At 57.2% G+C, this 25,034-nt stretch carries 22 protein-coding genes; 12 read left to right on the top strand and 10 right to left on the bottom strand.

Going from position 1 to position 25,034, the window contains the following annotated elements; all coding sequences use genetic code 11:
* Window positions 1-4: 4 nt before the first annotated feature.
* Window positions 5-469 (top strand): hypothetical protein, encoded by a 465-nt coding sequence (locus tag WMQ00_RS06950; protein ID WP_301716160.1) that lies wholly within the window; start codon window positions 5-7, stop codon window positions 467-469.
* Window positions 462-776, top strand: coding sequence for a transcriptional regulator (locus WMQ00_RS06955; protein WP_200287647.1), 315 nt, complete (start codon window positions 462-464; stop codon window positions 774-776). Before WMQ00_RS06950 ends, WMQ00_RS06955 begins: the two co-directional genes overlap by 8 nt.
* Here WMQ00_RS06955 and WMQ00_RS06960 read toward each other — a convergent pair.
* The 3 genes from WMQ00_RS06960 to WMQ00_RS06970 form a co-directional block, all read right to left on the bottom strand.
* Window positions 751-2,025 (bottom strand): glycosyltransferase family 87 protein, encoded by a 1,275-nt coding sequence (locus WMQ00_RS06960; RefSeq protein WP_340440815.1) that lies wholly within the window; start codon window positions 2,023-2,025, stop codon window positions 751-753. The two genes, WMQ00_RS06955 and WMQ00_RS06960, sit on opposite strands and share 26 nt — an antisense overlap.
* 77 nt (window positions 2,026-2,102) lie before the next feature.
* Entirely contained in the window at window positions 2,103-3,956 is a 1,854-nt protein-coding gene (gene ilvD, locus WMQ00_RS06965; RefSeq protein WP_340440816.1) for a dihydroxy-acid dehydratase, read from the bottom strand.
* Window positions 3,957-4,010: 54 nt separating this feature from the next.
* On the bottom strand, window positions 4,011-4,553 hold the full coding sequence (locus tag WMQ00_RS06970; protein WP_340440817.1) for a PH domain-containing protein: 543 nt from the start codon (window positions 4,551-4,553) through the stop codon (window positions 4,011-4,013).
* A 306-nt stretch (window positions 4,554-4,859) separates the two neighbouring features.
* Between WMQ00_RS06970 and WMQ00_RS06975 the strand changes: the two genes are divergently transcribed.
* The 9 genes from WMQ00_RS06975 (at window position 4,860) to WMQ00_RS07015 (ending at window position 15,492) form a co-directional block, all read left to right on the top strand.
* Window positions 4,860-6,710: an acetolactate synthase large subunit gene (locus WMQ00_RS06975; protein ID WP_340440818.1), complete on the top strand. Its 1,851-nt coding sequence runs from the start codon at window positions 4,860-4,862 to the stop codon at window positions 6,708-6,710.
* A 2-nt stretch (window positions 6,711-6,712) separates the two neighbouring features.
* Window positions 6,713-7,231 (top strand): acetolactate synthase small subunit, encoded by a 519-nt coding sequence (ilvN, locus tag WMQ00_RS06980; RefSeq protein WP_086589129.1) that lies wholly within the window; start codon window positions 6,713-6,715, stop codon window positions 7,229-7,231.
* A 100-nt stretch (window positions 7,232-7,331) separates the two neighbouring features.
* Window positions 7,332-8,345 (top strand): ketol-acid reductoisomerase, encoded by a 1,014-nt coding sequence (ilvC, locus tag WMQ00_RS06985; RefSeq protein ID WP_200287638.1) that lies wholly within the window; start codon window positions 7,332-7,334, stop codon window positions 8,343-8,345.
* A 113-nt stretch (window positions 8,346-8,458) separates the two neighbouring features.
* On the top strand, window positions 8,459-10,249 hold the full coding sequence (locus WMQ00_RS06990) for a GmrSD restriction endonuclease domain-containing protein (protein ID WP_340440819.1): 1,791 nt from the start codon (window positions 8,459-8,461) through the stop codon (window positions 10,247-10,249).
* A gap of 94 nt (window positions 10,250-10,343) precedes the next feature.
* Window positions 10,344-11,144, top strand: coding sequence for a hypothetical protein (locus WMQ00_RS06995; protein WP_239208429.1), 801 nt, complete (start codon window positions 10,344-10,346; stop codon window positions 11,142-11,144).
* A gap of 63 nt (window positions 11,145-11,207) precedes the next feature.
* The gene (serA, locus tag WMQ00_RS07000; RefSeq protein WP_316331101.1) at window positions 11,208-12,794 is read left to right on the top strand and encodes a phosphoglycerate dehydrogenase; all 1,587 of its coding nucleotides are present in this window, start codon (window positions 11,208-11,210) and stop codon (window positions 12,792-12,794) included.
* A gap of 120 nt (window positions 12,795-12,914) precedes the next feature.
* Window positions 12,915-13,934, top strand: a complete 1,020-nt coding sequence (locus WMQ00_RS07005; RefSeq protein WP_340440820.1) for a 3-isopropylmalate dehydrogenase — start codon at window positions 12,915-12,917, stop codon at window positions 13,932-13,934.
* Window positions 13,935-14,115: 181 nt separating this feature from the next.
* Entirely contained in the window at window positions 14,116-14,925 is an 810-nt protein-coding gene (locus tag WMQ00_RS07010; RefSeq protein WP_049360951.1) for a fumarylacetoacetate hydrolase family protein, read from the top strand.
* A 201-nt stretch (window positions 14,926-15,126) separates the two neighbouring features.
* Complete coding sequence (locus WMQ00_RS07015) at window positions 15,127-15,492, top strand: hypothetical protein (protein WP_375545471.1); 366 nt, start codon at window positions 15,127-15,129, stop codon at window positions 15,490-15,492.
* Here the strand turns inward: WMQ00_RS07015 and WMQ00_RS07020 are convergent.
* Window positions 15,489-16,592 carry an isochorismate synthase gene (locus WMQ00_RS07020; RefSeq protein WP_200287635.1) on the bottom strand — a complete coding sequence of 368 codons (1,104 nt, stop codon included), beginning with the start codon at window positions 16,590-16,592 and terminating at the stop codon, window positions 15,489-15,491. The genes WMQ00_RS07015 and WMQ00_RS07020 overlap by 4 nt on opposite strands.
* 100 nt (window positions 16,593-16,692) lie before the next feature.
* Between WMQ00_RS07020 and WMQ00_RS07025 the strand changes: the two genes are divergently transcribed.
* Entirely contained in the window at window positions 16,693-17,856 is a 1,164-nt protein-coding gene (locus tag WMQ00_RS07025) for an alpha/beta hydrolase family esterase (protein WP_248098880.1), read from the top strand.
* A gap of 85 nt (window positions 17,857-17,941) precedes the next feature.
* On the opposite strand, the gene WMQ00_RS07030 is transcribed toward WMQ00_RS07025, so the two are convergent.
* The 6 genes from WMQ00_RS07030 to WMQ00_RS07055 are packed head-to-tail and all read right to left on the bottom strand — an operon-like array spanning window position 17,942 to window position 25,029.
* Window positions 17,942-19,423 carry a choice-of-anchor M domain-containing protein gene (locus WMQ00_RS07030; RefSeq protein ID WP_316331099.1) on the bottom strand — a complete coding sequence of 494 codons (1,482 nt, stop codon included), beginning with the start codon at window positions 19,421-19,423 and terminating at the stop codon, window positions 17,942-17,944.
* Window positions 19,420-20,328, bottom strand: a complete 909-nt coding sequence (locus tag WMQ00_RS07035; RefSeq protein ID WP_023021692.1) for an anchored repeat-type ABC transporter permease subunit — start codon at window positions 20,326-20,328, stop codon at window positions 19,420-19,422. Before WMQ00_RS07035 ends, WMQ00_RS07030 begins: the two co-directional genes overlap by 4 nt.
* Window positions 20,325-21,053, bottom strand: coding sequence for an anchored repeat-type ABC transporter ATP-binding subunit (locus WMQ00_RS07040; protein WP_248098878.1), 729 nt, complete (start codon window positions 21,051-21,053; stop codon window positions 20,325-20,327). The genes WMQ00_RS07035 and WMQ00_RS07040 overlap by 4 nt, the downstream gene beginning before the upstream one ends.
* On the bottom strand, window positions 21,046-21,924 hold the full coding sequence (locus WMQ00_RS07045) for a choice-of-anchor M domain-containing protein (RefSeq protein ID WP_248098876.1): 879 nt from the start codon (window positions 21,922-21,924) through the stop codon (window positions 21,046-21,048). The genes WMQ00_RS07040 and WMQ00_RS07045 overlap by 8 nt, the downstream gene beginning before the upstream one ends.
* A complete protein-coding gene (locus tag WMQ00_RS07050; protein ID WP_340440821.1) occupies window positions 21,917-23,428 on the bottom strand; it encodes an anchored repeat ABC transporter, substrate-binding protein in 1,512 nt (503 codons plus the stop codon). The genes WMQ00_RS07045 and WMQ00_RS07050 overlap by 8 nt, the downstream gene beginning before the upstream one ends.
* Window positions 23,428-25,029, bottom strand: coding sequence for a choice-of-anchor M domain-containing protein (locus WMQ00_RS07055; RefSeq protein ID WP_316331097.1), 1,602 nt, complete (start codon window positions 25,027-25,029; stop codon window positions 23,428-23,430). Before WMQ00_RS07055 ends, WMQ00_RS07050 begins: the two co-directional genes overlap by 1 nt.
* Window positions 25,030-25,034 lie beyond the last annotated feature (5 nt).

Below are 25,034 nucleotides of genomic sequence, written 5' to 3' on the forward strand. Positions count from 1 at the left end.
GACGATGGAAGACAGCGTGCACGAGGCACTGGCATTTAATGAAGAAATGGAGCAAGACCAGAGCGCAGGGCGGAAGACCGCGCTTAATGCATTGTTTGCTGCGGCGTTAGCAGGACTGTGGTTTGGCCTGAGCCAATTTGGGGAAGGTATGCCGCTATGGTTATCTCTCGGAGTCATAATTGCCTGCGTGGGTGTAGGCCTTTGGGTAGGCGCTAAAAAGCGTGACGTACGTGCAGGCTATAGACAAAATCCTTTTGACCAGCCGCAGCCGGACTGGAAGTACTATCTCGGATTTTTTCTAATGTTTGCCCCTACGTTTTTCCAGACCTTTCTCGAAGGGCACATGGTGATTGCGGCCACCGTATTCACGCTGTGGGGCGTGGGTGTGTTTTGGGCTCTCAATTCGGGAGCAATGGATATGTCCACGCGTGGCCATAGAGACGACAAGCAGGCGAGCGGTGATGAGTGAGCTTGATCCAGTAATTCACCCGCTTAACCGGTTTAAGATTTGTGCGGTACTTAATGCTGCCGGGGCAGTGGAAGGTGCCATTAATAAGGAGATGCGCTTTGCGGCGATCCGGGACAAGGTGAATCAATCCGATGCCACGCTGTCTAAGCAGCTAAGCGCACTGGAAAAAGAGGGGTATGTCAGTCGCTTTCGTGAGTATGGATCCTCACGTGGCAAGGACACGGTATGGGTAATGCTCACAACTAAAGGTAAGGCCGCATTCGATTCGCACCTTGCAGCGCTTAAGACGCTAGCGGGACAGGAGTAGCGGTATTCGCGTTCCGGTTATTGCGCTGGGATGCATAGAAAGCGGCTACGAAAAGTGCGACGGTCAGTATGGTTAGCCACACGAAGTCATCCACCCAGAACTTCTGGTAGCGCTCCATGGCGTGGACATCGACTTGATCGCCCCACCACCACTTGGGCGGGACGGTCAGCAGCATGGCTGACCAGGCGACGAGGACGGTAAGAAGGCTGCCCGCGGCCCATCCCGTAGAAAGCCAGCTCCAGGCGCGGTAAAGAAAGACTGGGATGATGAGCGTGAGCCAGACCCAGTGGTGTGACCAGGAAACGGGGGAGATGAGGAGGAGAGTGAGGGCGGTGACCATTTGGGCGTCGACAAGCAAATGCTCTTCGCACAGGCGCTTAATAAGCCACGCCGCGAATGCAATGACCACGAGGGAGGCGGCGATCCACGCGATGTTGATGGCCAGACCATTAGCGTCCATGGCCTCCGAAGAAGAATACATGCGCTGAATGGCGCCCTTGATAGAGCTATTCGACTGGTAATCAGTCCCCACGCCGAAGTCGCCGCCAGAGCCCATATCGAGCAATTTGGAACTGAAAAACTCCACGAACGCGTCCCAGCGGAAGGCTGCGGCAAGGAGGGTGGCCGCAACAGCGGAAAGGAGCGCTGTGGCGATCTGCTTCCACTCCTTGCGCACGAGGAAGTAAAGCAGCATGGCCAGAGGGGTTATTTTGATGGCGGCCGCCAGACCGATCAGGATTCCTTGCGGTAGGAAGCGCCGGCGCGGAACGAGGTCGAGGACAACGAGCGTCATGACCACGATATTGATTTGGGCAAAGCCGTTATTGAGGTCAACCGGCTCAAAGCGCAATGCAATTGCCCAAGTAATGGCGGCGACGGGCAGGAGGAACTCCGGATTTTTCAGCACGGCCTTGAAGACAAAGTAAAGGCAAACGAGAACGAGCAGGTCAGAGAGAATAACCATGATGTCGCCTGCCATGTCGTGGTCAATACCGTCGAAGGCCGTTAGCGGAACCATGACCAGCGCGCCAAAGGGTGGATAAATGAAGGGCAATTGAATATCGCCGGCCAGCATGGGTCCGCTGTAGACAGAGCGGTGTTCAAGGAAGGCCTTGACGCCTTCGCGGTAGACCACCATATCGATGGGGAAGTCCGTAATGTGGATGTCTTGGACGATCTTCCGAGCGCCAAAAATGAGCCCCAGTAAGGCCAGGGCATAGCGGAATAACGGGGTACGCGCGAATTTCATCGCAGGATATCTTATGTGATTTGCGGGCAAAAGGCGCGCACCCCACCGAAGCACAGCAATTTAGCAGCTATCTCCTGCTAATTCACATAACCGTCAACCACGCGAACCGCGCCGCGGTCAGCTGAGGTTGCCATTGCCGCATATGCACGCAGTGCCTTAGTGATCGGGCGGTTGCGGCTTACTGGGGTCCAAGGGGATTCGCGCTGTTCTTGGGCGGCGCGGCGGCGCTTCAGTACTTCCTCATCCACGTCTAGGGTGAGCTCGCGCTCGTGGATATTAATAGAGATGGTGTCGCCGTTTTCGATGAGCCCGATAAGTCCTTGGTGAGCAGCCTCGGGGGAGATGTGTCCGATGGATAGGCCGGAAGTACCGCCGGAGAAACGGCCATCGGTAATCAGGGCGCATGCCTTGCCCAAACCGGCACCCTTGAGGAAGGAAGTCGGGTGGAGCATCTCTTGCATGCCAGGGCCACCGGCCGGGCCTTCATAGCGGATGACCACGACATCGCCCGGCTGAACCTCTTTATTGAGGATGATAGATACCGCTTCCTCCTGGGACTCTACGACTCGTGCAGGGCCGGAGAAGGTCCACAGCTCCTCTTCGACGCCCGCTGCCTTGACGATGGCCCCGTCGGGAGCGAGGTTGCCGCGCAGGACAACGAGGCCACCATCGGAAGAAAAGGCATGCTCGGCGTCGTGGATGCAACCATTGGCGGCGTCGGTATCGAGCTCGTCCCAGCGGTTGGATTGGGAAAAGGGCTCCGTGGTGCGCACACCGCCGGGGGCGGCGTAGTAGAGTTCGCGGGCCTCATCGGTGGCGTGAGGGTTGCGGATATCCCAGTCATCGAGCCACTGTTCGGCGTTGTCATATATCGCTGTATGTACCTTGAGGTTGAGGTGCCCGGCGCGGCGAAGCTCGCCCAAGATGGCGGGAATGCCGCCGGCGCGGTGAACATCTTCAATGTGGTAGGTCCCGTTGGGCGCTACCTTGGACAGGCAGGGTACGCGGTAGGAGATGTCGTTGATGTCATCCAGGGTGAAGTCCACCTCGCCTTCCTGCGCGGCCGCCAAGGTGTGCAGGATGGTATTGGTGGAGCCACCCATGGCCATGTCTAGGGCCATGGCGTTAGTGAAAGCTTCCTTGGTAGCGATGTTGCGCGGAAGGACCGATTCGTCTTCTTCGCCGTAATAGCGACGGCACATATCGACGATGGTGGTGCCGGCCTTTTCGAATAGGCCGCGGCGGGCCGTGTGGGTGGCCAAGGTGGTACCGTTGCCGGGCAGTGCAAGGCCGAGGGCTTCGGTCAGGCAGTTCATAGAGTTGGCGGTAAACATGCCGGAGCAGGAACCACAGGTGGGGCAGGCAGATGCTTCGACCTGGGTCAGTCCTTCATCCGAGACCTCATCATTGGCGGAGGCCGTAATCGCCGTTATGAGGTCGGTTGGGGCGTGGGCTACGCCGTCTACAACGACCGCCTTTCCTGCCTCCATTGGCCCACCAGAGACAAAGATGGTGGGGATATTTAACCGCAGGGCAGCATTGAGCATGCCGGGGGTGATTTTATCGCAGTTGGAGATGCATACCAGGGCGTCGGCAGTGTGGGCATTGGCCATGTACTCGATGGAATCGGAGATGATTTCGCGGGAGGGAAGCGAGTACAGCATGCCGCTATGGCCCATGGCAATGCCATCATCGACTGCGATGGTGTTGAATTCCTTGGGCACTCCGCCGGCCTCACGTACGGCATCGGCGACAATATCGCCGACGTTTTTGAGGTGCACGTGGCCGGGGACGAATTGGGTATAGGAGTTGGCGATGGCCACGATCGGTTTACCAAAGTCATTTTCCTTGGTGCCGGTTGCGCGCCACAGGGCCCGGGCGCCAGAGGCCTGGCGTCCGACGGTAGTTACTTTTGAGCGCAGCGGGAACATGGTTTAAAGTCACCATTCCTTCAAGGGATGTGGGGGAGGGCGTCGGTGGCGTATTTAGTTTTCGGCCGAGGGCTTGAGCTCGGGGTGGCGCTCAAGGTAGTCCGCATACTCTTCTTTGCTGAGCAGGACTTGCTGGCCGTCGCGGTGGACGACAACCACCTTTTCATCTGCCGCGTCACGGCCCTGGGTAAGGGCGTCCGGGATGCGGCCGCGGGAGGCCTCTGAAAGGCGTGGGAGCGAGTTAAAGGTGATACCGGGCAGGTTGTGCTCTGCGCCGCTTCTCGTACGAGCAAAGGCGCGGGAGCGTTGGAACCCGATACCGGCAAAATCGTCCCAAGGGATCTGTACCTTTTTCCGGAAAGCATAGGAAATGTCGATCCCGGATTCGGAGACCTTGGTGCGGGATTTTATGACCCACCACAGCCCAAGGGCGGGGATGATAAACAGCCATGCGAGGTATTTGGGGGCCCACCCAATGCTCAATAGCGCAATGGTGGACAGGATAAGGATGCCCAAGATGTGGTCACGGGATGGCTTGAAAACCTCTGCCTGGGTGGTGGACTGATGAGGTTTATTGTCCTTAGGTGGTGGAGTCATAGTGTGCAAGCCTAATTCACAGGGGTGGGTGAGGGCTAACCTATTTTCAGGTATGTCTCACCATGTGGGAAACCGATCCCAAATGGGGGTAACTGTCATAACCGTAATAACTATCGGTGTATAGTCATGCTCATGATCATTATTCGACTTCAGGTAGTACCAATGCGGCGGTGACCGCGGCGCTCATGACGTCGACGCTTTTCGCCCCCGCAGACACACCAGCCCGCGGGGGCTTTGTTCATATCTAAAGGCGTTAACGATGATGATCACGACCAGTATTAGAGCAATCCAAGGAGCACATTAACCGTGGTTACGACAACTTCGCCCACGCCCGCTTCGGTGGCTGCAGCCTCACGCGCCCACGCTCCGGAGCGGATGAGTGGTGCCCACGCCATTGTCCGCACTCTTGAAGATTTGGGAACCGATCTTGTCTTCGGCATTCCAGGCGGTGCCGTGCTTCCGCTCTACGATGCTTTGCATACCTCGACCAAGCTGCGGCATGTGCTCACCCGTCATGAACAGGGAGCTGGACATGCTGCGGAAGGCTATGCGCAGGCTTCTGGCAAGGTGGGGGTGTGTATTGCCACCTCGGGGCCGGGTGCGACTAACTTGGTGACAGCGCTTGCCGACGCCAACCTGGACTCCGTCCCCATCGTCGCTATCACCGGCCAAGTGGGAAGCAATCTTTTGGGAACCGATGCCTTCCAGGAGGCCGATATCCGTGGTGTGACAATGCCGATTACCAAGCATAACTACATCGTGACGGATCCTAGGCAGATTCCCGCTGCTATTGCTGCAGCATTCCATTTGGCTTCTACAGGGCGCCCAGGACCGGTCCTAGTGGATATTCCGAAAGACGTTCAAAATGGCCACTTGGACTACTCTTTCCCAACCGAATTCGATTTGCCTGGATATAAGCCAACGACCAAGCCACACCACCGTCAAATCGCGCAAGCGGTTGAACTCATCGCGCAAGCAGAAAAGCCGGTTATTTATGCCGGAGGTGGTGTCATCAAGGCAGAGGCGGCACGGGAGCTGCGTGCATTTGCGGAATGTACCGGAATTCCAGTCGTGACCACACTCATGGCCTTGGGGTCCTTTCCAGAGTCTCATCCGCTGCATATGGGCATGCCGGGCATGCACGGCACCGTTCCGGCGGTCGCGGCGATGCAACGTGCGGATCTGCTCATTGCCATCGGCGCGCGCTTCGATGATCGAGTAACTGGGGATATCTCAACCTTTGCCCCTGAGGCCCAGGTGATTCATGCGGATATCGATCCTGCTGAAATCGGCAAAATCCGTGAGGTGGACGTGCCTATCGTGGGTGATGCGCAAAAGGTACTAGCGGGACTTTTAAAGGAATACCGTAAAAACTCCTCTCTGGATCTGCCGCAGACAGGTCCATGGCGGGACTACCTTGACGGACTCAAAGAGCGGTTTCCCCGTGGTTATGATCCCACTCCGGATGGGCAGCTAAATCCTCAATTTGTCTTGGAGAAGCTCAGTGAAACCGTAGGCCCCGAAGCAATTTATTGCGCCGGAGTGGGGCAGCACCAGATGTGGTCGGCACAGTTTATTGACTTTGAACAGCCGCGTTCCTGGATTAACTCCGGCGGGGCTGGAACCATGGGCTATGCGGTACCGGCAGCCCTTGGCGCCAAAGCAGCATGCCCAGATAAAGAGGTATGGGCGATTGACGGTGATGGCTGCTTCCAGATGACCAACCAGGAGCTAACCACCGCAGCTTTGGAGGGCTTTCCATTCAAGGTTGCCGTTATTAATAACGGCAACCTAGGTATGGTCCGCCAGTGGCAAACCCTGTTCTTTAATGAGAAATACTCCCATACCAAGCTGCGAGAGCGCGATGTCTATACCCCGGACTTTGTCCGCTTGACAGAAGCACTGGGGTGTGAAGCCATCCGGGTCACCTGCGAGGAAGAAGTGGTGCCAGCGATTGAACGGGCCCGTGCAATCAATGACCGCCCTGTGGTTATTGACTTCATCGTTGGAGAAGATGCCCAGGTGTGGCCGATGATTGGCGGTGGGGCGTCTAACGAAGAGATTCAATACGCCCGCGGTTTGCGCCCGCTATTCGATGAAACTGAATCGGCAGCAGAAAGTCCAGCCGATATCGACGAGACCATCCAGGAGGTATAGGCATGGCACCCACTGACGTTTCCCGGCATACCTTGTCGGTCCTGGTGGAAGACGTAGAGGGAATCCTGTCGCGGGTGACCGGAATGTTTTCGCGGCGCGGTTACAGCATCATTTCCCTGGTTTCCGCCCAAACGGAAAATCCGGGTATCAACCGGCTGACTATCGTGGTTGATGCATCCGAGACAATTATGGAGCAGGTAACTAAGCAGCTCAATAAAATTGTTCCGGTCATCAAGATAGTTGAGCTTGAGGCTGACGCAACCGTGGCGCGAGCTCTGATGATGGTCAAGGTGGCTGCAAATAATACCAACCGGCCCCAGGTTGTCGATGCCGTCAATATCTTCCGCGCTCGCGTGGTAGATGTGGCGCAAGAATCCGTGGTAGTAGAAGCGACTGGTACCCCGGGAAAGCTGGCGGCGCTACTGGATGTATTAGAACCTTTTGGTGTACTCGAGCTGGTGCAGTCGGGCGACGTGGCCTTAGGGCGTGGGCCCAAAGCATTGGCTCCGCCCCGAAATTAATATCTCACTAGGTGGGCATTAAATCCCATACACTGATACAATAGTGGGTGGGACGTTGATTCATTGAACTTTCAATCACTACAGAATTGAGGATTAGGACATGGCAATTGAGACCTTTTATGACGATGATGCGGATCTGTCCATCATTCAAAACCGCAAGGTAGCCGTCATCGGCTACGGTTCCCAAGGTCATGCACACTCGCAAAACCTGCGTGACTCCGGCGTTGAGGTTGTTATCGGCCTGCGCGAGGGTTCCAAGTCGGCGGATAAGGCTGAGGAAGCAGGTTTTGAGGTTAAGACCGTGGCAGAGGCTGCTAAGTGGGCAGACGTCATTATGCTGCTGGCGCCAGATACCTCTCAGAAGCAGATCTTTGAAGAGGAAATCGCCCCTAACCTGGAAGATGGCAATGCACTGCTGTTTGGTCACGGTTTGAATATTCACTTCAAGCTGATTGAGCCGCAGGCCAGTGTCACCGTCGGAATGGTTGCTCCTAAGGGGCCTGGTCACTTGGTTCGCCGACAGTTTGTAGATGGCAAGGGAGTTCCGTGCCTCATTGCTACTGAGCAGGATCCGAAGGGTGAAGGCCATGATTTGACCTTGTCCTATGCCGCAGCCATCGGTGGTGCGCGTGCCGGCGTTATCCCGACTACCTTCGAAGCAGAGACGGTTACTGACCTCTTCGGGGAGCAGGCTGTCTTGTGTGGCGGTGTGGAATACCTGATTCGTACCGGCTTTGAGGTTCTGACTGAGGCTGGATACGAGCCAGAAATGGCCTACTTTGAGGTTCTCCATGAGATGAAGCTGATTGTGGACCTGATGTTTGAAGGCGGCGTCGCCAATATGAACTACTCGGTATCTGATACCGCAGAGTTTGGCGGCTACATTTCCGGTCCCCGCGTTATCAATGCCGATACCAAGCAGCGCATGAAAGACATCTTGTCTGATATTCAGGATGGCACCTTCACCAAGCGCCTGCTGGCCAATATTGAGGGCGGCAACAAGGAATTGGAGGACCTGCGCGAGGAATTTGCACAGCACGAGATTGAAAAGACCGGCGCTAAGCTGCGCGATTTGATGAGCTGGGTCAAGAACCCACTGGATGCTACGGCCTAGCACATAAGGCCACGCGAATAGCGCCAAACCCACGGTGAATTAGGGGTGTTCACCGTGGGTTTTTCTGAATTATCGGCAGGAAAGAATTAATCCTTGGGGGTAGGATGTCGGGCATGGGCTTTACGACGCCAAGTTATGATCTCAAAGACCTCTTTGCACGGATTAATCGCGGGGACATCCAGCTACCTGATTTCCAACGCAGCTATGCATGGGACGAAGATCGCATCCGTTCACTCATTGTTTCTGTGCTGCGCGGCTATCCCATCGGGGCGCTTATGGCACTTGATACTCGAAACGAAAAGATGCGCTTTCGCCCCCGCGCCCTCGCCGGCGCGCCGGATACCGGCGTTGACCCCGGCTTGCTCCTTTTAGATGGACAGCAGCGTTTGACCACGCTGTATCACTGCTTCAACGGCGAGGGCTTTGTAGACACAACTGACTTCCGCAAGAAGAAAATTCATCGCCGTTTCTTCATTGATATTCGAGCTGCCGTGCGGGGCGAGATTATGCCGGATGACGCCATCTTTGCAGTCGATCACAAAGGAAAAATTCGATCGCACTTCGCACCGACGATTGAGGGGGACATTCTTTCACGGGAAGACGCCCTAGAGAATATGTGCATTCCTGTTGCTTCACTATTGAGTGAAGATGGCGTTGGCATGCTCTTTGAGCTTGCATCGACCAAACAGGAATACAGCGCGGAGCTAGCAGCGTTTAATAATCGCATCGTTAGACCATTGTCCGGCTATGACCTGCCGATGATTCGGCTTTCCCGAGAAACAGAGCGAGCCGGCATCGGGTCAATTTTCGCGCAGGCAAATTCGGCAGGCCTGCAAATGGACGTATTCGATTTACTCACCGCAGTATTTGCTTCCGAGGATCCCACGTTCCACCTGGCCACTGATTGGCAAGAAGTGGAAAAGGATCTGCGTACGTCCCCAGCTTTGGACGGAATTGGGCGCACAGAATTTCTTTCTGCAGTATCGCTTTTAGTCTCCGGAGAAAAGGGCCGTGCTGGTGGGCAGCGCGAGGACATCTTAAAGCTGTCCCTAACGGAGTATAAGGCGGCGGCCAATGATTTACGCATTACTTTCCGTGAGGTATCTGAGTTTTTGGCGGAACGATGCATCCTTAATACGGATCAGGTTCCGTTTAATGAACAGATTGTTCCTCTAGCCGTCATCATTGCCCGCCTGGCTAAACGCGGGGGAGCGCTGTCCACCCAGCAATCGTGGGACCGCATGAACCAATGGTTCTGGTGCGGCGTCTTCGGCGAGCTTTATGGCTCGTCTGCAGTGCAGCTGCGCGCCGCTCGCGACGTGGATGAGGTCACCGAGTGGGTAGCGGGCGCAACGGATGAGGCCCCGAAGACTGTCACCGATGCCACCTTCCGGGAATCCCGTTTGCTCTCTGTGGATGATAATGACGGTGTATGGCATGGTCTCTATGCCCTCCTTATGGCGCGCGGCGCAAAGGATTGGCGCACAGGAAAGGCGTTTAATAGGCGCACATTTGAAGAGCTCAAGCCGGGCTTTTTCCCGGTGTTCCCGCTGAATTGGTGCAAGCGCCACGGAGTGGACCCCGTTTTGGCGGAGTCCGTGATGAACTACACCCCAATGGGCAAGCGAACTGAGGTAGTACTCGATGGCTTCGCTCCCGATCGCTACCTGCCGCGCGTTCAGTCCAAGTCCATCATGGAAGACAGGCAATTTGATGAGGTACTAGCGTCCCACGATATGAGTTTGAATTACCTGCGGGCGTCACAGCCGCGAGAATTCCTAGCAGACCGTCGTCAACGGTTCCTTGACATCGTGGAATATGCTTTAGGTAAACCTGTCATCCGTGATGTGGATGAAGCAAACCTGTTTGGTGGAGAGGAAGGCCCGCAAGCTTTTGATCGCTAATTCTGTGCGCCTGACTGCCACAGTGCTTGTCGCATCGCTCGCATTAGCTGCCTGTGGCACGCCAGTTACTGAAACCAAACTGGTCAGGCGGGGATTGTCTGATTTGGATGAGTCTGAAATTGACCTCAATAAGGCCAAAGCGGAGAACCAAAACCGGCTGATTGACCCGAAATTTGACGGCAGATTCGTCATTGTCAATGACCCCATAGGCATCGAGGCTAGCCGCCTATTTTTTGAAGATTCCGATTCGCTCGTCCTCTTTACCGCGGATGATAAATCTATTCTGCGTGCAGCAACGTTGGCGGTAAACCAGCATTTGCCTGCGGTGCAGTATGACGACGCTAGGCGATTGGAAATCCATAAGCTACTCACGGACCTGGGAGTACGACGCTTGGTGATTGTCGGCGATGTGCCGTGGACACAAACATCTGGGGACTTCGAGGTGATTAAGGATCCAGGTACGCACAAAGCGCTGGGAGAGTTTACGGCATTCCAATACGGCTCCAAGGTGGTAGCTTCCCCTGAGCAAATGGTCAAAGATATTGCGCGATTGGACAAGACTCCCCAAGTGGAGCTGCGGCCCGCATGGGTGCCGTATGAAGGCGAGCCTGAGGCTGATGGGAAAAAGAAAAAACCTGTCCCAGCACAGTCCCGCAGGGATGCCCAGATGGCGCCGAATATCATCGCGACAAAAGACAGTCCCATCGCGAACGTCATTACGGCGGCAGCCTATGGCGGCAAGGTGTTGGTAGTGCCGACTGTTGATCCATTGGAGGATAAGCACAGCATGGCCGCTGTTGCAGGCCTTGAAGATGGTGCCTTAGTAGCCCTTGGACCGGAATTCGGTCGAGTGAAAGAATTTAAGGCAAAAATCAAGCAGGGCGCTCCTTCCTGAACTACACTTCCTTGACACGCGGGAATTCCGCGTGCACCGCATCACACTTAAGCGAAGGAAGATATGTCGAAGCCGGTAGTCCTTATTGCCGATAAATTAGCTCAATCCACAGTTACGGCCTTGGGGGATTCAGTTGAGGTTCGTTGGGTGGACGGTCCAAACCGTGCGGAGTTGCTCGCCGCAGTTCCGGATGCAGAGGCTTTGCTGGTGCGTTCTGCAACTACTGTTGATGCAGAGGTTTTAGAAGCAGCTCCAAAGCTAAAAATTGTGGGCCGCGCAGGAGTAGGCCTAGATAACGTTGATATTCCGGCGGCAACGGAAAAGGGCGTCATGGTGGTAAATGCACCTACGTCTAATATTCACTCGGCGTGCGAACAGGCCATTGCATTGCTCTTGGCGACGGCGCGTCAGGTACCAGCAGCCGACCAGTCGCTGCGCGAGGGGGAATGGAAGCGTTCTTCTTTCAAGGGCGTGGAGGTATATGGAAAGACCATCGGTATTGTTGGTTTTGGACACATTGGTCAGCTCTTCGCACAGCGTCTGAAGTCTTTTGAAACGACCATCATTGCCCACGACCCCTATGCCAACCCGGCTCGTGCGGCGGCACTGGGCGTGGAACTGGTCGAATTGGAAGAGCTCATGTCTCGTTCCGATTTTGTGACCATTCACCTTCCGAAGACCCCAGAGACTGCCGGAATGTTTGATAAGGAGCTTTTGGATAAGGCGAAGAAGGGGCAGATTCTCATTAATGCGGCTCGCGGCGGATTGGTGGATGAGGAGGCCTTGGCTGAGTCTATCGAACAGGGCCATCACCGGGGCGCGGGTTTCGATGTCTTTGCTACGGAACCATGTACTGATTCTCCGCTCTTTAAGCTGCCGCAGGTCACCGTTTCCCCACACTTGGGAGCCTCCACTGTAGAGGCCCAGGACCGAGCAGGAACCGATGTGGCGGCTTCGGTGCTCAAAGCTCTCGCTGGTGAGTTTGTCCCGGATGCGGTAAATGTCTCCGGTGGTGCTGTAGGAGAAGAAGTTGCTGGCTGGCTGGATCTCGCGCGCAAGCTAGGACTTACGGCTGGACGTCTGCTGGGGCAGGCACCCGTTGCCGTTGAAGTAGAAGCTTGCGGTGAGCTGTCTACCGAGGATGTAGAAGTTTTAGGTCTTTCTGCTGTCCGGGGTCTGTTTAGCGGCGTGACATCGGAGCCGGTGACATTTGTTAATGCCATGCAGATTGCGCAGAGCCGTGGGGTAGAGGTGGAGGTATCTACCAACGCGGAATCCAAGGGGCACCGCTCCTCCTTGCAGGTGAAAGTTATCGGTGCTGATGGAGAAACTTCCTCGCTGACCGGTGCGCTTATTGGCATCGATGGAACCGAGAAGTTTATTCGTATTAACGGCCGCGGCGTCGATATGCGCGCTACTGGTCGCAATCTTTTCTTCCGCTATGCAGATGCTCCGGGCGCGTTGGGAACGGTGGGTACCAAGCTAGGTGCTGCTGGAATCAATATCGTGGCGGCGGCGCTTACGTATGGCAAGCAGGAATCTGATGCGGTTCTTATTCTGCGTGTGGAAGCCGAGGTTCCGGAGTCTCTCATTGCTGAGGTCAATGCGGCATTAGGTGCGCAGTGTGAACAGCTGGATATGGACGCATAAAGCTGCTGGTGCAGAATCCGTGGAGCATATCCCGCGTAGTGACAGGTAACTTCCTGCGCTGCGCGGGTCCTTTTTGATAGAGTTGGTTAAATCCACTCTATGGGAAAGGAATCCTACATAATGAAACTTGCGGTAATTGGTGGGGATGGTATTGGGCCCGAGGTAACGGCTGAGGCTCTCAAGGTGCTGCATGCCGTTCGCTCCGATATTGACACCACCGAGTATGACCTTGGTGCCCGGCGCTACCTACGCAACGGGGAGCTTCTCACGGATGCGGATTTAGCTAGTCTCCGCGAACACGATGCCATCTTATTGGGGGCTATTGGTGCCCCGGGTAAAGTGCCTCCAGGCGTATTGGAGCGAGGGCTATTGCTCAAGATGCGATTTGCGCTGGATCACTACGTAAACCTCCGTCCTTCCAAGCTGTATCCCACTGCTTCTTCGCCGTTGGCCGATCCTGGAGACATTGATTTTGTGGTGGTGCGCGAGGGCACCGAGGGGCTGTACTGCGGAAACGGTGGTACCTTGCGCGAGGGCACTGAGCATGAGGTGGCCAGTGAGGTATCACAAAACACCCGCTTTGGCGTGGAGCGCGTAGTGCGCGATGCCTTTGCGCGGGCTGAGCAGCGCCGCAAGCACCTGACCTTGGTGCACAAAACCAATGTATTGGTCAATGCGGGTGGGCTGTGGCAGCGCACTGTCGATGACATCGCCGCTGAGTTTCCAGAGGTTCAGGTGGAGTACCAACATATTGATGCTGCGACCATTTATATGGTTACGGATCCGGCGCGATATGACGTAATAGTCACCGATAACCTTTTTGGAGACATTCTTACCGATCTTGCCGGTGCCGTAGTGGGTGGCATTGGCCTTGCTGCCTCCGGAAATATTGATGCTTCAGGAGCGAATCCCTCGATGTTCGAGCCGGTCCATGGTTCTGCACCGGATATCGCTGGGAAGGGGATCGCGGATCCGACAGCGGCTATTTTATCGGCGGCCATGCTCCTTCGGCACGTAGGCGATGAAGCCAATGCGCAACGGATAGAGGATGCGGTAGCGCAAGACGTTGCCCAACGCGGCGATGGGTCGGTGAAGACCACTGACGTCGGCGACCGAATTTCGCGCGCCCTAGCTACATAGGAGCAAACCTGCCCTGCACGATGCGCTTGCCGACGCCCCCGGATCCGAACGGTTGCTTTCATCCCCTCTTCCAAGGGCTTGCAATGGCGTTTGTAAGAACACCGCAATTTACTCAAATTAACTAATTAACACCGTAACCTTTGCACACATGTGAAGGTAACGATTGAGTAGGATTACCGCTATGCGTTTAGGACGAATTGCACACCCAGAAGGAATCTGTTTCGCCATTATCGATGGGCCGAAAGACGCCCCGATGCAAGAGCTAGTAGCAAAAGAAATTGCTGGCACGCCTTTCACTCCGCCGGAGCCAACCGGACGCGAGTGGAAGCTTAACGAGGTTCGCCTCTTGGCACCGACCCTGCCTACCAAGGTTGTGGCGCTGGGCCGCAACTATGCGGACCACGTTGCGGAAGTCTTCAAGAAGTCTGCCGATAGCTTGCCGCCCACCATCTTCATTAAGCCGTCCACCGCGGTCATCGGCCCGGATGCCGCGATCAAGATCCCAGACTATGCCACCAATGTAGAGTTTGAGGGCGAGCTTGCCGTAGTCATTTCCAAACCGTCGAAGAATATCAAGGCCGAGAACTGGCAAGACCACGTACTGGGCTACACCATTTGCAATGATGTTTCCTCCCGTGACCTGCAGTTCAAGGACGGACAATGGGCTCGTGCCAAGGGGATCGACACTTTCTGCCCGCTCGGCCCATGGATTGAGACGGATCTGGACAGCTTGAATCTGGATGACCAGAAGATTAATGCCTACCTGACACACGAGGGCTCTCGTGAGCAAAAGCAGGATTCCAATACGGACCAGATGATTGTGAAGATGGGCGGCATCTTAGAAGAGATTTCCGCCGCCTATACCTTGCTTCCCGGCGATGTCATTACTACTGGTTCACCGGCGGGCACCGCTCCGATGGTGCCGGGGGATACCATCGAAATCGAGATTCCAGGGCTGGGAACCCTACGCAATTCCATCGACCGTGCATAACTCCCACCAGAGCGAGCATCGCCCCTACGTTCCCACTCCCGCGGAAATGGAGGAGCGGTACCGCAGCACTGATCGCGTGTGGTCAGGAAAGCCGAACTCCACCCTTGTCGATTATGCTGCGGAGCTTGCGCCTGGCTCTGCCCTGGACATTGGCTGCGGAGAAGGCGCGGACGCGCTCTGGCTTAAAACCACGGCTAGGATGTGTTGGGCATTGACTTCGCCCCGACGGCCGTAGCCCGCACTCGCGCCCTCGGCGTTGCCGCACAGGTTGCTATGTTTAGTGGCTTTAGCCATGAGCCCTTTGACTTGGTAAGCGTCCACTACGGTGGGATACGCGCAACGTCGGAAGAGGTCGAAAAGCTTGAGCACTTGGTAGCTCCAGGGGGAACACTGCTTTTTGTTCACCACGATATGGAGTCCACAGAACTGGCGAAGCCGGAATGGTTGGCGCACAACCTGCGCGAATTGGAAACTGTCACCCTAGCCCGCCGGGAGCGCCACTTGGCTGAAGGTGCAGGTGCGCACCACCGCACCGACGTCGTGCTCGTCGCCAAGCGCGTGGGCTAGAGGCTTAGCGCCTTCAAAATGGTGCGCAGCTTAGCGGTGGTTTCTTCCAACTCCGCTTGGGCATCAGAATCGCCGACGATGCCTCCACCAGCCCAAGCGCGTGCGGAGAGTCCATCGCCGGCAACCTCTGCGCAGCGAATGGCTACCATAAATTCGCCGTCACCTGAACTATCGCACCAGCCGACCGCGCCGGCATAGAAACCACGGTCAGTCTCCGCAGTCTCAATAAGGGCTTGGGCGGCTTCGGCCGGGGTGCCACAGATAGCCGGTGTGGGATGGACCGCTAGGGCAAGCTCGAGCGCGGTCAAGTCTTTATCCTTGAGCGTTCCGGAAATCGGCGTGCCAAGGTGCCACATTTCATTGGTGCTTATCAGTTGTGGGACGTCCGGAATATCTAGTCGCTCGCACAATGGGGTGAGCGCCCGGCGCAGGTGGTCGACCACAAAAGCGTGCTCGTGGAGATCCTTGGAAGAATGCAAGAGGTCCTGTCCTGCGAGGTGATCCTCGGCCGCCGAGGCGCGGCGCGGAGACGAACCCGCCAAGGGAAAGGCTGACACAGTCGAGCCTTGACGCTTGACTAGAACCTCCGGGGAGGAGCCGACAAGCATCGCGCCCGGCCTTCCAGCGGGGGAGAGATCAGCAATGAACCCGTCACGGTTGGCAGAGAGATCGATAAGGCGCGCCGCCACGAGGCGCGGATCGATAGCTTCAGGGAATTCGATGTCTACCGCGCGGGCCAGAACTACCTTTTCTAGTTTGGAGGTTTCAATCGTGCCGATGGCTGCCTCCACGCGGCGAAGGTGTTCCTCAGGCTCTGGATCGAAGCCAACTACGCGGGAGCTTAAACTCTGGTTGCGATAATAGGCGTGCGGTTCCAGCGGGCCCTCTTCGCGGATGATGGCCTCCGGTACGGTTAGTGCCGCGGGGGTGTCCGAATCGAAGGGGATCGCACCGACGACCATCTCTACATCCTTGCTGCGGAGAGCGGAAATTGCCGCATCGGCGTCATTAAAAGCGTGGCGCGCACCTTGGGTACGGACAGACCCCGTTGCCCGTGAGAGCAAAAAATCGGGGGCGGTGCTTGGTCTGTCTTCGTGCATGAAAATATAGCTTAATGCCTTGGGCTTTTCTTACAGAATTGAGTGTGCACTGGGCGTGTAAACAGTGTCTTTAGTGAAAAATGTGGTTAGTTTTAACCTTGTGGCTAATGTTACTAATTTTCTTCGCTATTTCCTTTACCTGATTGTTGTTGGTGTGCTGGCTTGCGGGGCGCTGCTGAGCGTGTCTCCTGCCCACGCGCAAGAAGCGCCTGCACCTGCACCTGCGCCGGCCCCAGCAAACGCACCACAGCCAGCACCGGCACCAGCACCGGCACCAGCACCGGTACCGGGGCCGGCACCCGAAAACGCGAAGCCGGTTATCCCGCAGCCAGATGGATCCCACCTCGTTCCAGAAGGCGTGAAAGAATCCACCCCGGCACCAGCAGATAAAGGTGCTGACCAAGACAACCCGGCACCTGCTCCAGAGGGATCATCGCTTCCGGAGCCGGCGCCGCGGCCAGCGATGGTAGATGCCAGCATCAACCCCAACCCGCCATTTAAGCCGGGCTCCATACAGTCGCTCACTATGGAGCACGAGGGAAAGACCCGCAGGTATCTATTGCGCATTCCCAATAACTATTCGCCGGAAAAGGCTGCGCCTGTACTTTTCGGCTTCGGTGGATGGGGAGATTCCCCGGAAAACTATTCCAGCTACGCACGCATGCAGACCACTGAAGCCAATAACGAGGCAATCATCGTCTACCCGGAGGGTTTTGAGCGTGCTTGGGAGGCAGCACCTTATGCCAAGACGCGCGATGGTGAGGACATCCGCTTCATCAAACGCATTCTTGACTCTGTGGACAAGGACTACCACGTTGACCGCAACCGCGTGTACGCCATGGGTATGTCCAATGGCGGCGGCTTTACCTCAGTGCTGGGCTGCCACGCCCAAGATACCTTCGCCGCTGTAGCCATGGTCTCGGGTGCTTTTTATAACCCGGTCGAGGTCAACTGTGCCGATGCGCCGATGAGTACCCTCATCATGCATGGCGTCAATGACAAGATGATGACCTATGAAGGCGGTGACCGGCACGAGGCTGGCTACTTGCCGGTGCGCACCGTGCTTGGCGGCTACCTGAAACGCAATCGATGCGATATGACCTTCCAGGCGACTCCAGAGGCTGGCGGTTCCGAACGCCTGAACTTCAACGGTTGCCAAAAGGACGTACAGCTGGTCAAGGTTCCAGAAGACCACACCTGGTTCTGGCAGCCAGATACTCCAAAGGTGGTCTGGGACTTCCTCTCGTCCAAGACCAGGGTATAAAAACAGCGGCTCTTAGCCACGGATGAGGCCCAGAGGAGAGATCCTCCGGGCCTCGTTCTATGGTTGGCCGATAACTAGCACTGCGCTAGTCGACGCGCGGCAAGTGGGCCGTGGCATCATCGGCCGGCTGCTGCGCTGGGGCCTTCTTCTTGCGGAAGAACCGGACATAGACCAGCAGGCCGATTCCGAGCACCAGAGCGAATGCGCCTAGTCCGGCTAAAAGGCCCGCCCAGAAGCTGCTTTTAGCCAGGGTGGCGGTATACGCAGCGGCATTAGTCAGTACATTTCCAGTGTTTTTGCCTTCCGCAGCGCCGGCATCCGGCACCCTCTTTGCACCAGCGGTGCCTGCGGCCTTGCCCTTGGTACGCTTTGCGGACTTTGCGTCCCGAGAGCCGGTGGACTTTTTGGCCGTCGAGTGGGAAGAACCGCTGGTGGAAGCAGAACGGTGCGAGCCCGTGCCAGCGCCTCCGCTTTTTCCGGATTTCGCAGTGGAGGCAGAATCATTGACACGGCTAGTCGAATGGTGGGTCGTAGCCCCAGAACCAGCACCAGACTTTCGCGTAGTACCAGAGGCGTGAGCCGAACCCGTGGACGGCGTCTTATGTGGCGCTCCATCCTTCCCAGCGTCTTTTTCCTTGGTGCGGGAGGGCTGCTTGCGCTTGCCCGCGCTGTCCTCGTCAGAACCCTTCTTGTCTTCTTGTGGCTTGCCACCTTCTAGGAATTTCTGGCCCTCCTGCAGGGTATTGTCGAGTTCTTTGTCTAGCCCGGCGATGGCTTTGTCTACGTCTTTGACGTCTTTTTCCAGTTGCTTGGGGCGGCTATTTGAGTCGCCACCGTTGCCGGAAGCACCATCCGCATCGGTATAGTCCACGCCGCATAGATCTTTCGCATCTGCCTGCTCTCCGACGAGGAAGCCAGTATGCAAGTGGTGTCGGGTGCCGTCGGGAAGCTCAAAGGTAAAACTCACCGCGAAAGTACCCGGCTCGGTAAAGGCAAAGGCCGGGTGGGAATGGGAGTTGCCGGGGTAGTCCCAGGCAGAGCCATCGGCAGTGTCCATAAGCACCTTGGGGTCACCAAGATTCACCTGGTAGGCCAAGATGCGGCCATCCTCGGGGCCCTGTGCGATAGCCATGCTCAAGGTAGCGGTGTCTCCAGCGGCGAGGAGATCCTGAGACAGCTCTTGGGTATTAAAACCTAGCCAAGGAGCATCGGGGTCTTGCGTTTGCGGCAGAATCCAACCTTCATCGGGCAGGGAAGAATCACCGAGCTCTGATAGCGGTTGTTTAAGGTCATCAGATACCTCAATGGCAAAGGACTCAGAGTCATGCTCGACGCCCTTATCATCATCTTTCACCGTGAAGCTGAGATCACCGGAATCGCCGCTGAGCGCCATGTCCTGGTGGCCCTTGGTGATGAGGTCGAAGTCGCTGGAAGAGCATTCCGCGGTGGATTCTTCGGCATATGCGGTGGCGGGCTCGAAGGGTTCTACTCCCGCTCCCGGAAGGGCGCCGAGGCTAATAAGTCCGGCGGCGCCAAGGGCCACCGCGGTGCGGCAGACAGGTTTCATGAGGAGACGGATTCCTTTCGTGGGGTGGGGTGTGGGGCGTCGGAAAGCGAGGCACCTGCGTGCTTGCGGGCGCCGAGCAGTGGGTGGATAGCCCAAACGCCCAAGAAAATGACGGTGAGGGTGAGCACGATGGTGGCGCCGGCCGGCAGGTCAATGGCCCATGCTAGGTAGATACCGAGGAAGCTAGATAGCGCGCCAATGAGGGCGGATAGCCACATCATGGTCGTGAGGTTTGCGCTAAGTAGGCGTGCCGTCGCGGCCGGAGTGATAAGCAGTGCGAGGACCAAGATATTGCCGATCGTGCTTACGGAAATGACCACTGCGGCCGTGACGCACAGGTACAAAATGATATCCAGCACAAAGACGGGCAAGCCCATTGCGCGAGCGGTTTCCCGGTCCAAGCACGTGGCATTGAGCTGGGGGCCAAAGGCTATAACGATGGCGATAACCACGGCACATACGCAGGCCGCGATGATGATATCGGTGCGGGATACGCCGGTGAGTGAGCCGAAGAGGAAGCTTGTCAACGAGGCACTATAGCCATCGGTGCGCGAGATGATCACCATGCCCAAGGCGAAGGCCGCGGCGAAGAAGATACCGATGATGGAATCCGCTCGTACGTGGCGACGCTGCGAAAAGGCGGCGATGAGCAAGGCCACAACCGCACCGGCGACTGCGCCACCCACGAGCACCGAGGCTTGCAGGGCGAAGGCAATGGCTAGGCCAGGAAATACCGCGTGGGAGACGGCATCGCCAATAAAGGCCATGCCGCGCAGCACGACATAGCAGCCGATGACGCCGCACACGATGGCCGCCAGCAAGGAGATGCCTACCGCGCGAGCGAGGAAGTCAAGGTGGGGATTGACCAGGTCGCGCAGGAAATCGAGGAAGGAAATTTCTATCATGCGGAGACTCCAATGGCAGAAAGCAAAGGCGAACCGGCACGCACGCCAAAGGTGTGCGTCCACGGATCCGTCTGGCGAAGAAGGCGCGAAGCGGAATCATCGGCTACCACGGTGCCGTTAAAAAGAATGAGGCGGTGGCAGGAATGTGCCGCTTCAGAAAGGTTATGAGTGGACATAATGATGGAGGTGCCGCGGTGGGAAAGCTCTTCAAAAAGCTCGAGGAGCGATTCGGTATTGGGCGCATCTAGCCCGGTAAAGGGCTCATCGAGCAGAAGCACGTGTGGTTGTGTGGCGAGTGCCCGGGCGATGAGCACGCGCTGGCGTTGACCACCGGAGAGTTCTTCGATGGGGCGGGTGGAAAATTCTTCCATGTGAACCAAACGAAGCGCCTCTGCCGCCGCGGCGTGGTCCGTGGCGCGCGGTCGCTTGAGCCAGCCGATAAGGCCGGTGCGGCCGCTGAGAACGGTGCGATAGACATTGATGGGAAAGCCCCATTCCACCTCGTGGCGCTGGGGAACATACCCCACAGTGCCGGAGATGCTGCGAGTTCCGGAGGAAGGAATAAGCCCTAAAATCGCGCGCATGAGGGTGGTCTTACCAGCACCATTGGGCCCGAGGAGCCCGATGAATTCGCCCGGGCAGACAGTGAGGTTGGCATCGGTGATAACGCTGCGGTGCGAGAGCGAGACGTTGAGATCAGTAACGGAAATAAGCGGTTTAGCCACGGTTATCGCCCCGCTTGGCTGAACGCAGGGCGAGTCCTAGGGCCAGTAGCAGTACTACGGCGCCGACACCGGCGAGGACAAAGACCCAGGTGGGAATAGAGGAGCCCGCGGTTTGGGCATCGTCTGGATTCCAGGTGGTGTCCTGGGCCGCTTGGACGTCGGCGTCATCACCCACGGCGAAGGTGAGTACCCCATCGGTGCTGAAATCGGCACCGTCCTTGGTCTTGCCCTTTACCCTGATGCCTACCTGATGGGTGCCTGGCTCCGTAAACGTCCAGTTGGCGTGGGTGTGGGTATTGAGGTCTACCCAGAAGTCCTCGTCGCTCTTCTGCGCGGTGGACCACAAGAGCTGTGGCGCTTCGAAGCCGCCGTTTTGCAGGAAGAGGGAGAAATCGCCTGGCCCGGAATGGCCGAGGAATTCCATGGTGACTCCACGATCGGCGGCGTCGACAAGTGAGGGCGCCTGGGTATTCCACCCCAGCCAGGGAACACCGACTTGTTCGGTTTGGGGAACTACCCAGACCTTATCGCCGGATTCAGCGCCAACGAAGCCAAAGTCATCTGTATCGGGAAGGGTTTGCTGTGCCTTATCGCCCACGGAAAACACGAGGTCATCCAGGTGACGCCAGACTGGCTTATCGCCGGCATCATCGCGGGCCATAAGCTCAGAATCCGTGCCATTAAACAGGGCACCAATGTCTACGTGACCGGTATCGATGACCTTTTCCTCGCCCTGTGGGGCAACGTGTTCATCGGCGCCGACCACCTGGGCGAGGTCGCCCGCCCAAGCAGGACTGGTAGAAAATGCCAGGCCTGCAGTAAGGACGCAGGCGGCGGTGCGGGTGGCGGTACGAGTAGCGAATTTAAGCATTTTTATCTCCATCGGTGGGGTTGGGGGTGAGGCAGCGCTGAAGAGAATCAGCGTTAAATTTCATAAGGTCGATGTAGGAGCTGACGGTGTCATCGAACGTGTCGCCGTAGATGGGGCACAGCTCCACGCCTTGCTCCGCGGCAGCCTGCTTCAATGTCTCGGCGCTTGCCTGCTGCACGGGTTCTACAAACACGGCTGGTAGATGTAGGTTCTCCAGCGTGCGACGCAAGGAAATGACCTCGCGCGGGGAAGGCTCGATGGCTGGATTGGGGGTGACGAAGCCGGCCACCGACATGTCATATCCTTGCTCCAGATAGGCGTAGCCGTGGTGGGTGGTCACGAGGTGCCGGTTTTCTTTAGGGATAGAAGAAATGGCGCGGTCAACATAGGTATCCGTATTCCGCAGGCGCTGGGTGTAGGCCTCCGCCCGTTGGCGGTAGGACGCCCCGTGGGAAGGATCTGCTTGCGCCATTTCCTCGGCAATGACATCGACGTAGGCGATGGCGTTGTCCACGTTGTGCCATAGGTGCGGGTCCACCTCGCCGTGGATGTGTTTTCCTAGGACCGCCTGCGGCAATAGGTAGGTATCCGCGCCCGGCCTGCCCAGGAAGCGGTAGGCCGGATCCGGCGGAATGGGCTGCAGCACTGAAGAGGGGATGGACACCACGGTGGTGGCAGGGTCGAAACGCTTGTCCTGATCGCGCAAGTCAATGCTGTGCTTGGCTAGGTCACCTGCAATATCCAGGTGTCCGGAATCTATCACTTGCATGCCTTTAGGTGGGTTTACTCCCACGGCCACAGTGAGGTGTTGGACGTCGGTGCCCTCTGCTTGGAACCCGAGGTGGTAGATCCCTGGCTGGGAAAACCCCCAAGAGACGTGCGTGTGGGCGTTGGCCGGCAGGGTCACTGAGTCTTCTTTGTCATCGATGCCATCGGCCGAGTCAAAAAGGACCTCCGGGGTGCCGAAGGTAGAGACCACATAGGCCGCGACGTTACCTGGTCCGTCGGCAGAGACCATGCGGAAATCCACTCCAGAAGAGCGCTGCTGTGCGCCGCTGATACGCAAGCCCAGCCAAATTGCCTCGAGCGAGACATCTTCTACCAGCGGCACGAGAGTGGCACCGCGGGTGGAGGCAGCATCGGCGACTTCCACCACGGGGGCATCGGTGGATTCGTGCAGTGTATCGATGAGAGACTGCGGCTCCAGCAAGTAGCCATTGCTCAGCGCCAAATCGGCATTGGCAACATCGCGCACCGTGCGCAGCGTTGGCTCAAAGGTATGCGGATCTTTTCCGCTGGGGATAAGGCTTTGTACCCGGGCATCTTCTCCCGCGACGTTGCGCGCAAGATCCGCGAGGATTGGGGTGGTGGCCACCACGGTGAATTCTTCTCCGCTTCCGGTATCCAATGCAGCCGAAGGGGCACAACCAGTAGCCAGCAGGCAGGAGCCCAGCAGCGCGCCTATGGTCCGAAGCCTGCGTCCATGGGAAAGCGCATGCGCCATTAGTCTGCTGCCTTAGCTACAGCTAGACGGGCAATGCCCAGGCCGAGGAAGAGCATGCCCAAGCCCAGTGCTCCGATGCCAAAGGGAACAATGGGAGTCCCCGTATTGGCTAAAGAACCGCCCTTGCTGTGTGCCTGCCCGGACTGGCCAGTGTTTGATCCGGTGCTTGCGGCAGAGCCACCAGCGCTTGCCGACGCCCCACCTGCCGCAGCACCATCCCCGCAGTCTCCGCCCTCCGGATTTACCGCAGCGCCTAGGTCGAAGTGCCCGTTGTCAAAGGCTTCAGCCGGCTTGTCGCCGCCGACCACGAAGTGAAGTGTCGCTTCACCGGCAACTTGCTTGCCCTCATCGGTCTTTGCCACCTGGCGGATGGTGACGTCATAGGTGCCCTGCGCACCAAAGACCCAGTTGGGGTGCACGTGCGTATTGGGGGCAATCGAATAGGTGCCCTCCGCCGCATCTGCATTGCCGCGGAACCACTCATCGCCCACGATCTTTCCCAAGCCGCCCTGGGAGTAGACCATCATCGGGCCAGGGCCCTTGAAGCCTGCTAACTCCCAGGTGACATCTCCAGGGATATTCTCGCGCATGGTCGGACTTTGGGTATTAGCACCGAGCCACGGCACGCCATCGACCTGGGTAGAACCAATCATCCACGCCTGACCAGCTGGCACTGGACCTACCTCTTGAGGCAGATCGACGCTGGATTTATCGGAGAGATAAAAGGTAGCGCCATCAGCATCGCGCCACTGGGAAGGAGAGACAGTATCGTCCTTGATTTGCGGCGTCATACCCGGGGTGCACTCTTTATCCGTAGCTGCACCGGACTTATCTGCGGCTGCAGCGCCGCCCTTGTCTGCTGATCGTGGGGTGCTCGCAGTTTCCTCGTCATTGCTCACCTCGCCGGTATCAGCCGATCGATCGGCTGCGGATGCATCGCCGCCGTCGCCCACCTCCCAGGTGTAGGTCACAGCATTGCTGGATTTGCCGTTGGAATGGGCTTGCACCGTCATGGTGTATGTGCCGGCCTCACTAAAAGCCCAGTTGACGTGCCGGTGAGCAGGATTGGGCTGGTTGATGACCTCGCCGCTGGTCAGCTCCATTGAACCGGAATCGGTCACCGTCTTCACATCGCCAAAGCCGCTCGTTTCAAAAACATACACTGAACCAGGTCCAGATACTTCGGCGAATTCTAGGTCAACGTTGTCAAAGCCGCCATCGCGTGCAGGCTGGGTATCCCAGCCCGGCCAAATGATGCGTTGATCCTGGGTCTGCGGCAGGAAATAGGTGGGCTGGCCGATCTCCGGCACGGCCTCGGTGGCATCGGACCAAGCGTCCTCCACGACCTTGAGCACCACATCATCGCCGGAGCGTGGAACGCCCGATCCAGTGATGTCTTCCTTCATCGAAAGGTGTAGCTGACCGTCTGGGGCCGTGACATAGAAGGCGTCTACGTGGCCAGAGTCGAAGACCTCATCAAAGGCAAGTGCCGCGGCGGGGGAGAAGAAGGCCAATGCTGTCGCAAAGACGGCGGCAAATATGTGAATAAATCGGCGCCGCAGCGGGACGCGCCGAGAGGCAAAAGATGGTGAATAGTGCATTGTGT

This window comes from Corynebacterium sp. KPL2825, from assembly GCF_037908445.1.
Lineage (GTDB): Bacteria > Actinomycetota > Actinomycetes > Mycobacteriales > Mycobacteriaceae > Corynebacterium > Corynebacterium kefirresidentii.

Coding starts and splice junctions, on each gene's coding strand:
- WMQ00_RS06960 (WP_340440815.1), bottom strand. CDS start 2,025: ATGAAATTCGCGCGTACCCCGTTATTCCGCTATGCCCTGGCCTTACTG.
- WMQ00_RS07010 (WP_049360951.1), top strand. CDS start 14,116: ATGCGTTTAGGACGAATTGCACACCCAGAAGGAATCTGTTTCGCCATT.
- WMQ00_RS07035 (WP_023021692.1), bottom strand. CDS start 20,328: ATGATAGAAATTTCCTTCCTCGATTTCCTGCGCGACCTGGTCAATCCC.
- WMQ00_RS07045 (WP_248098876.1), bottom strand. CDS start 21,924: ATGCTTAAATTCGCTACTCGTACCGCCACCCGCACCGCCGCCTGCGTC.
- WMQ00_RS07050 (WP_340440821.1), bottom strand. CDS start 23,428: ATGGCGCATGCGCTTTCCCATGGACGCAGGCTTCGGACCATAGGCGCG.
- ilvC (WP_200287638.1), top strand. CDS start 7,332: ATGGCAATTGAGACCTTTTATGACGATGATGCGGATCTGTCCATCATT.
- WMQ00_RS06950 (WP_301716160.1), top strand. CDS start 5: ATGGAAGACAGCGTGCACGAGGCACTGGCATTTAATGAAGAAATGGAG.
- serA (WP_316331101.1), top strand. CDS start 11,208: ATGTCGAAGCCGGTAGTCCTTATTGCCGATAAATTAGCTCAATCCACA.
- ilvN (WP_086589129.1), top strand. CDS start 6,713: ATGGCACCCACTGACGTTTCCCGGCATACCTTGTCGGTCCTGGTGGAA.
- WMQ00_RS07055 (WP_316331097.1), bottom strand. CDS start 25,029: ATGCACTATTCACCATCTTTTGCCTCTCGGCGCGTCCCGCTGCGGCGC.
- WMQ00_RS07020 (WP_200287635.1), bottom strand. CDS start 16,592: ATGCACGAAGACAGACCAAGCACCGCCCCCGATTTTTTGCTCTCACGG.
- WMQ00_RS06990 (WP_340440819.1), top strand. CDS start 8,459: ATGGGCTTTACGACGCCAAGTTATGATCTCAAAGACCTCTTTGCACGG.
- WMQ00_RS07030 (WP_316331099.1), bottom strand. CDS start 19,423: ATGAAACCTGTCTGCCGCACCGCGGTGGCCCTTGGCGCCGCCGGACTT.
- WMQ00_RS06955 (WP_200287647.1), top strand. CDS start 462: ATGAGTGAGCTTGATCCAGTAATTCACCCGCTTAACCGGTTTAAGATT.
- ilvD (WP_340440816.1), bottom strand. CDS start 3,956: ATGTTCCCGCTGCGCTCAAAAGTAACTACCGTCGGACGCCAGGCCTCT.
- WMQ00_RS06970 (WP_340440817.1), bottom strand. CDS start 4,553: ATGACTCCACCACCTAAGGACAATAAACCTCATCAGTCCACCACCCAG.
- WMQ00_RS07005 (WP_340440820.1), top strand. CDS start 12,915: ATGAAACTTGCGGTAATTGGTGGGGATGGTATTGGGCCCGAGGTAACG.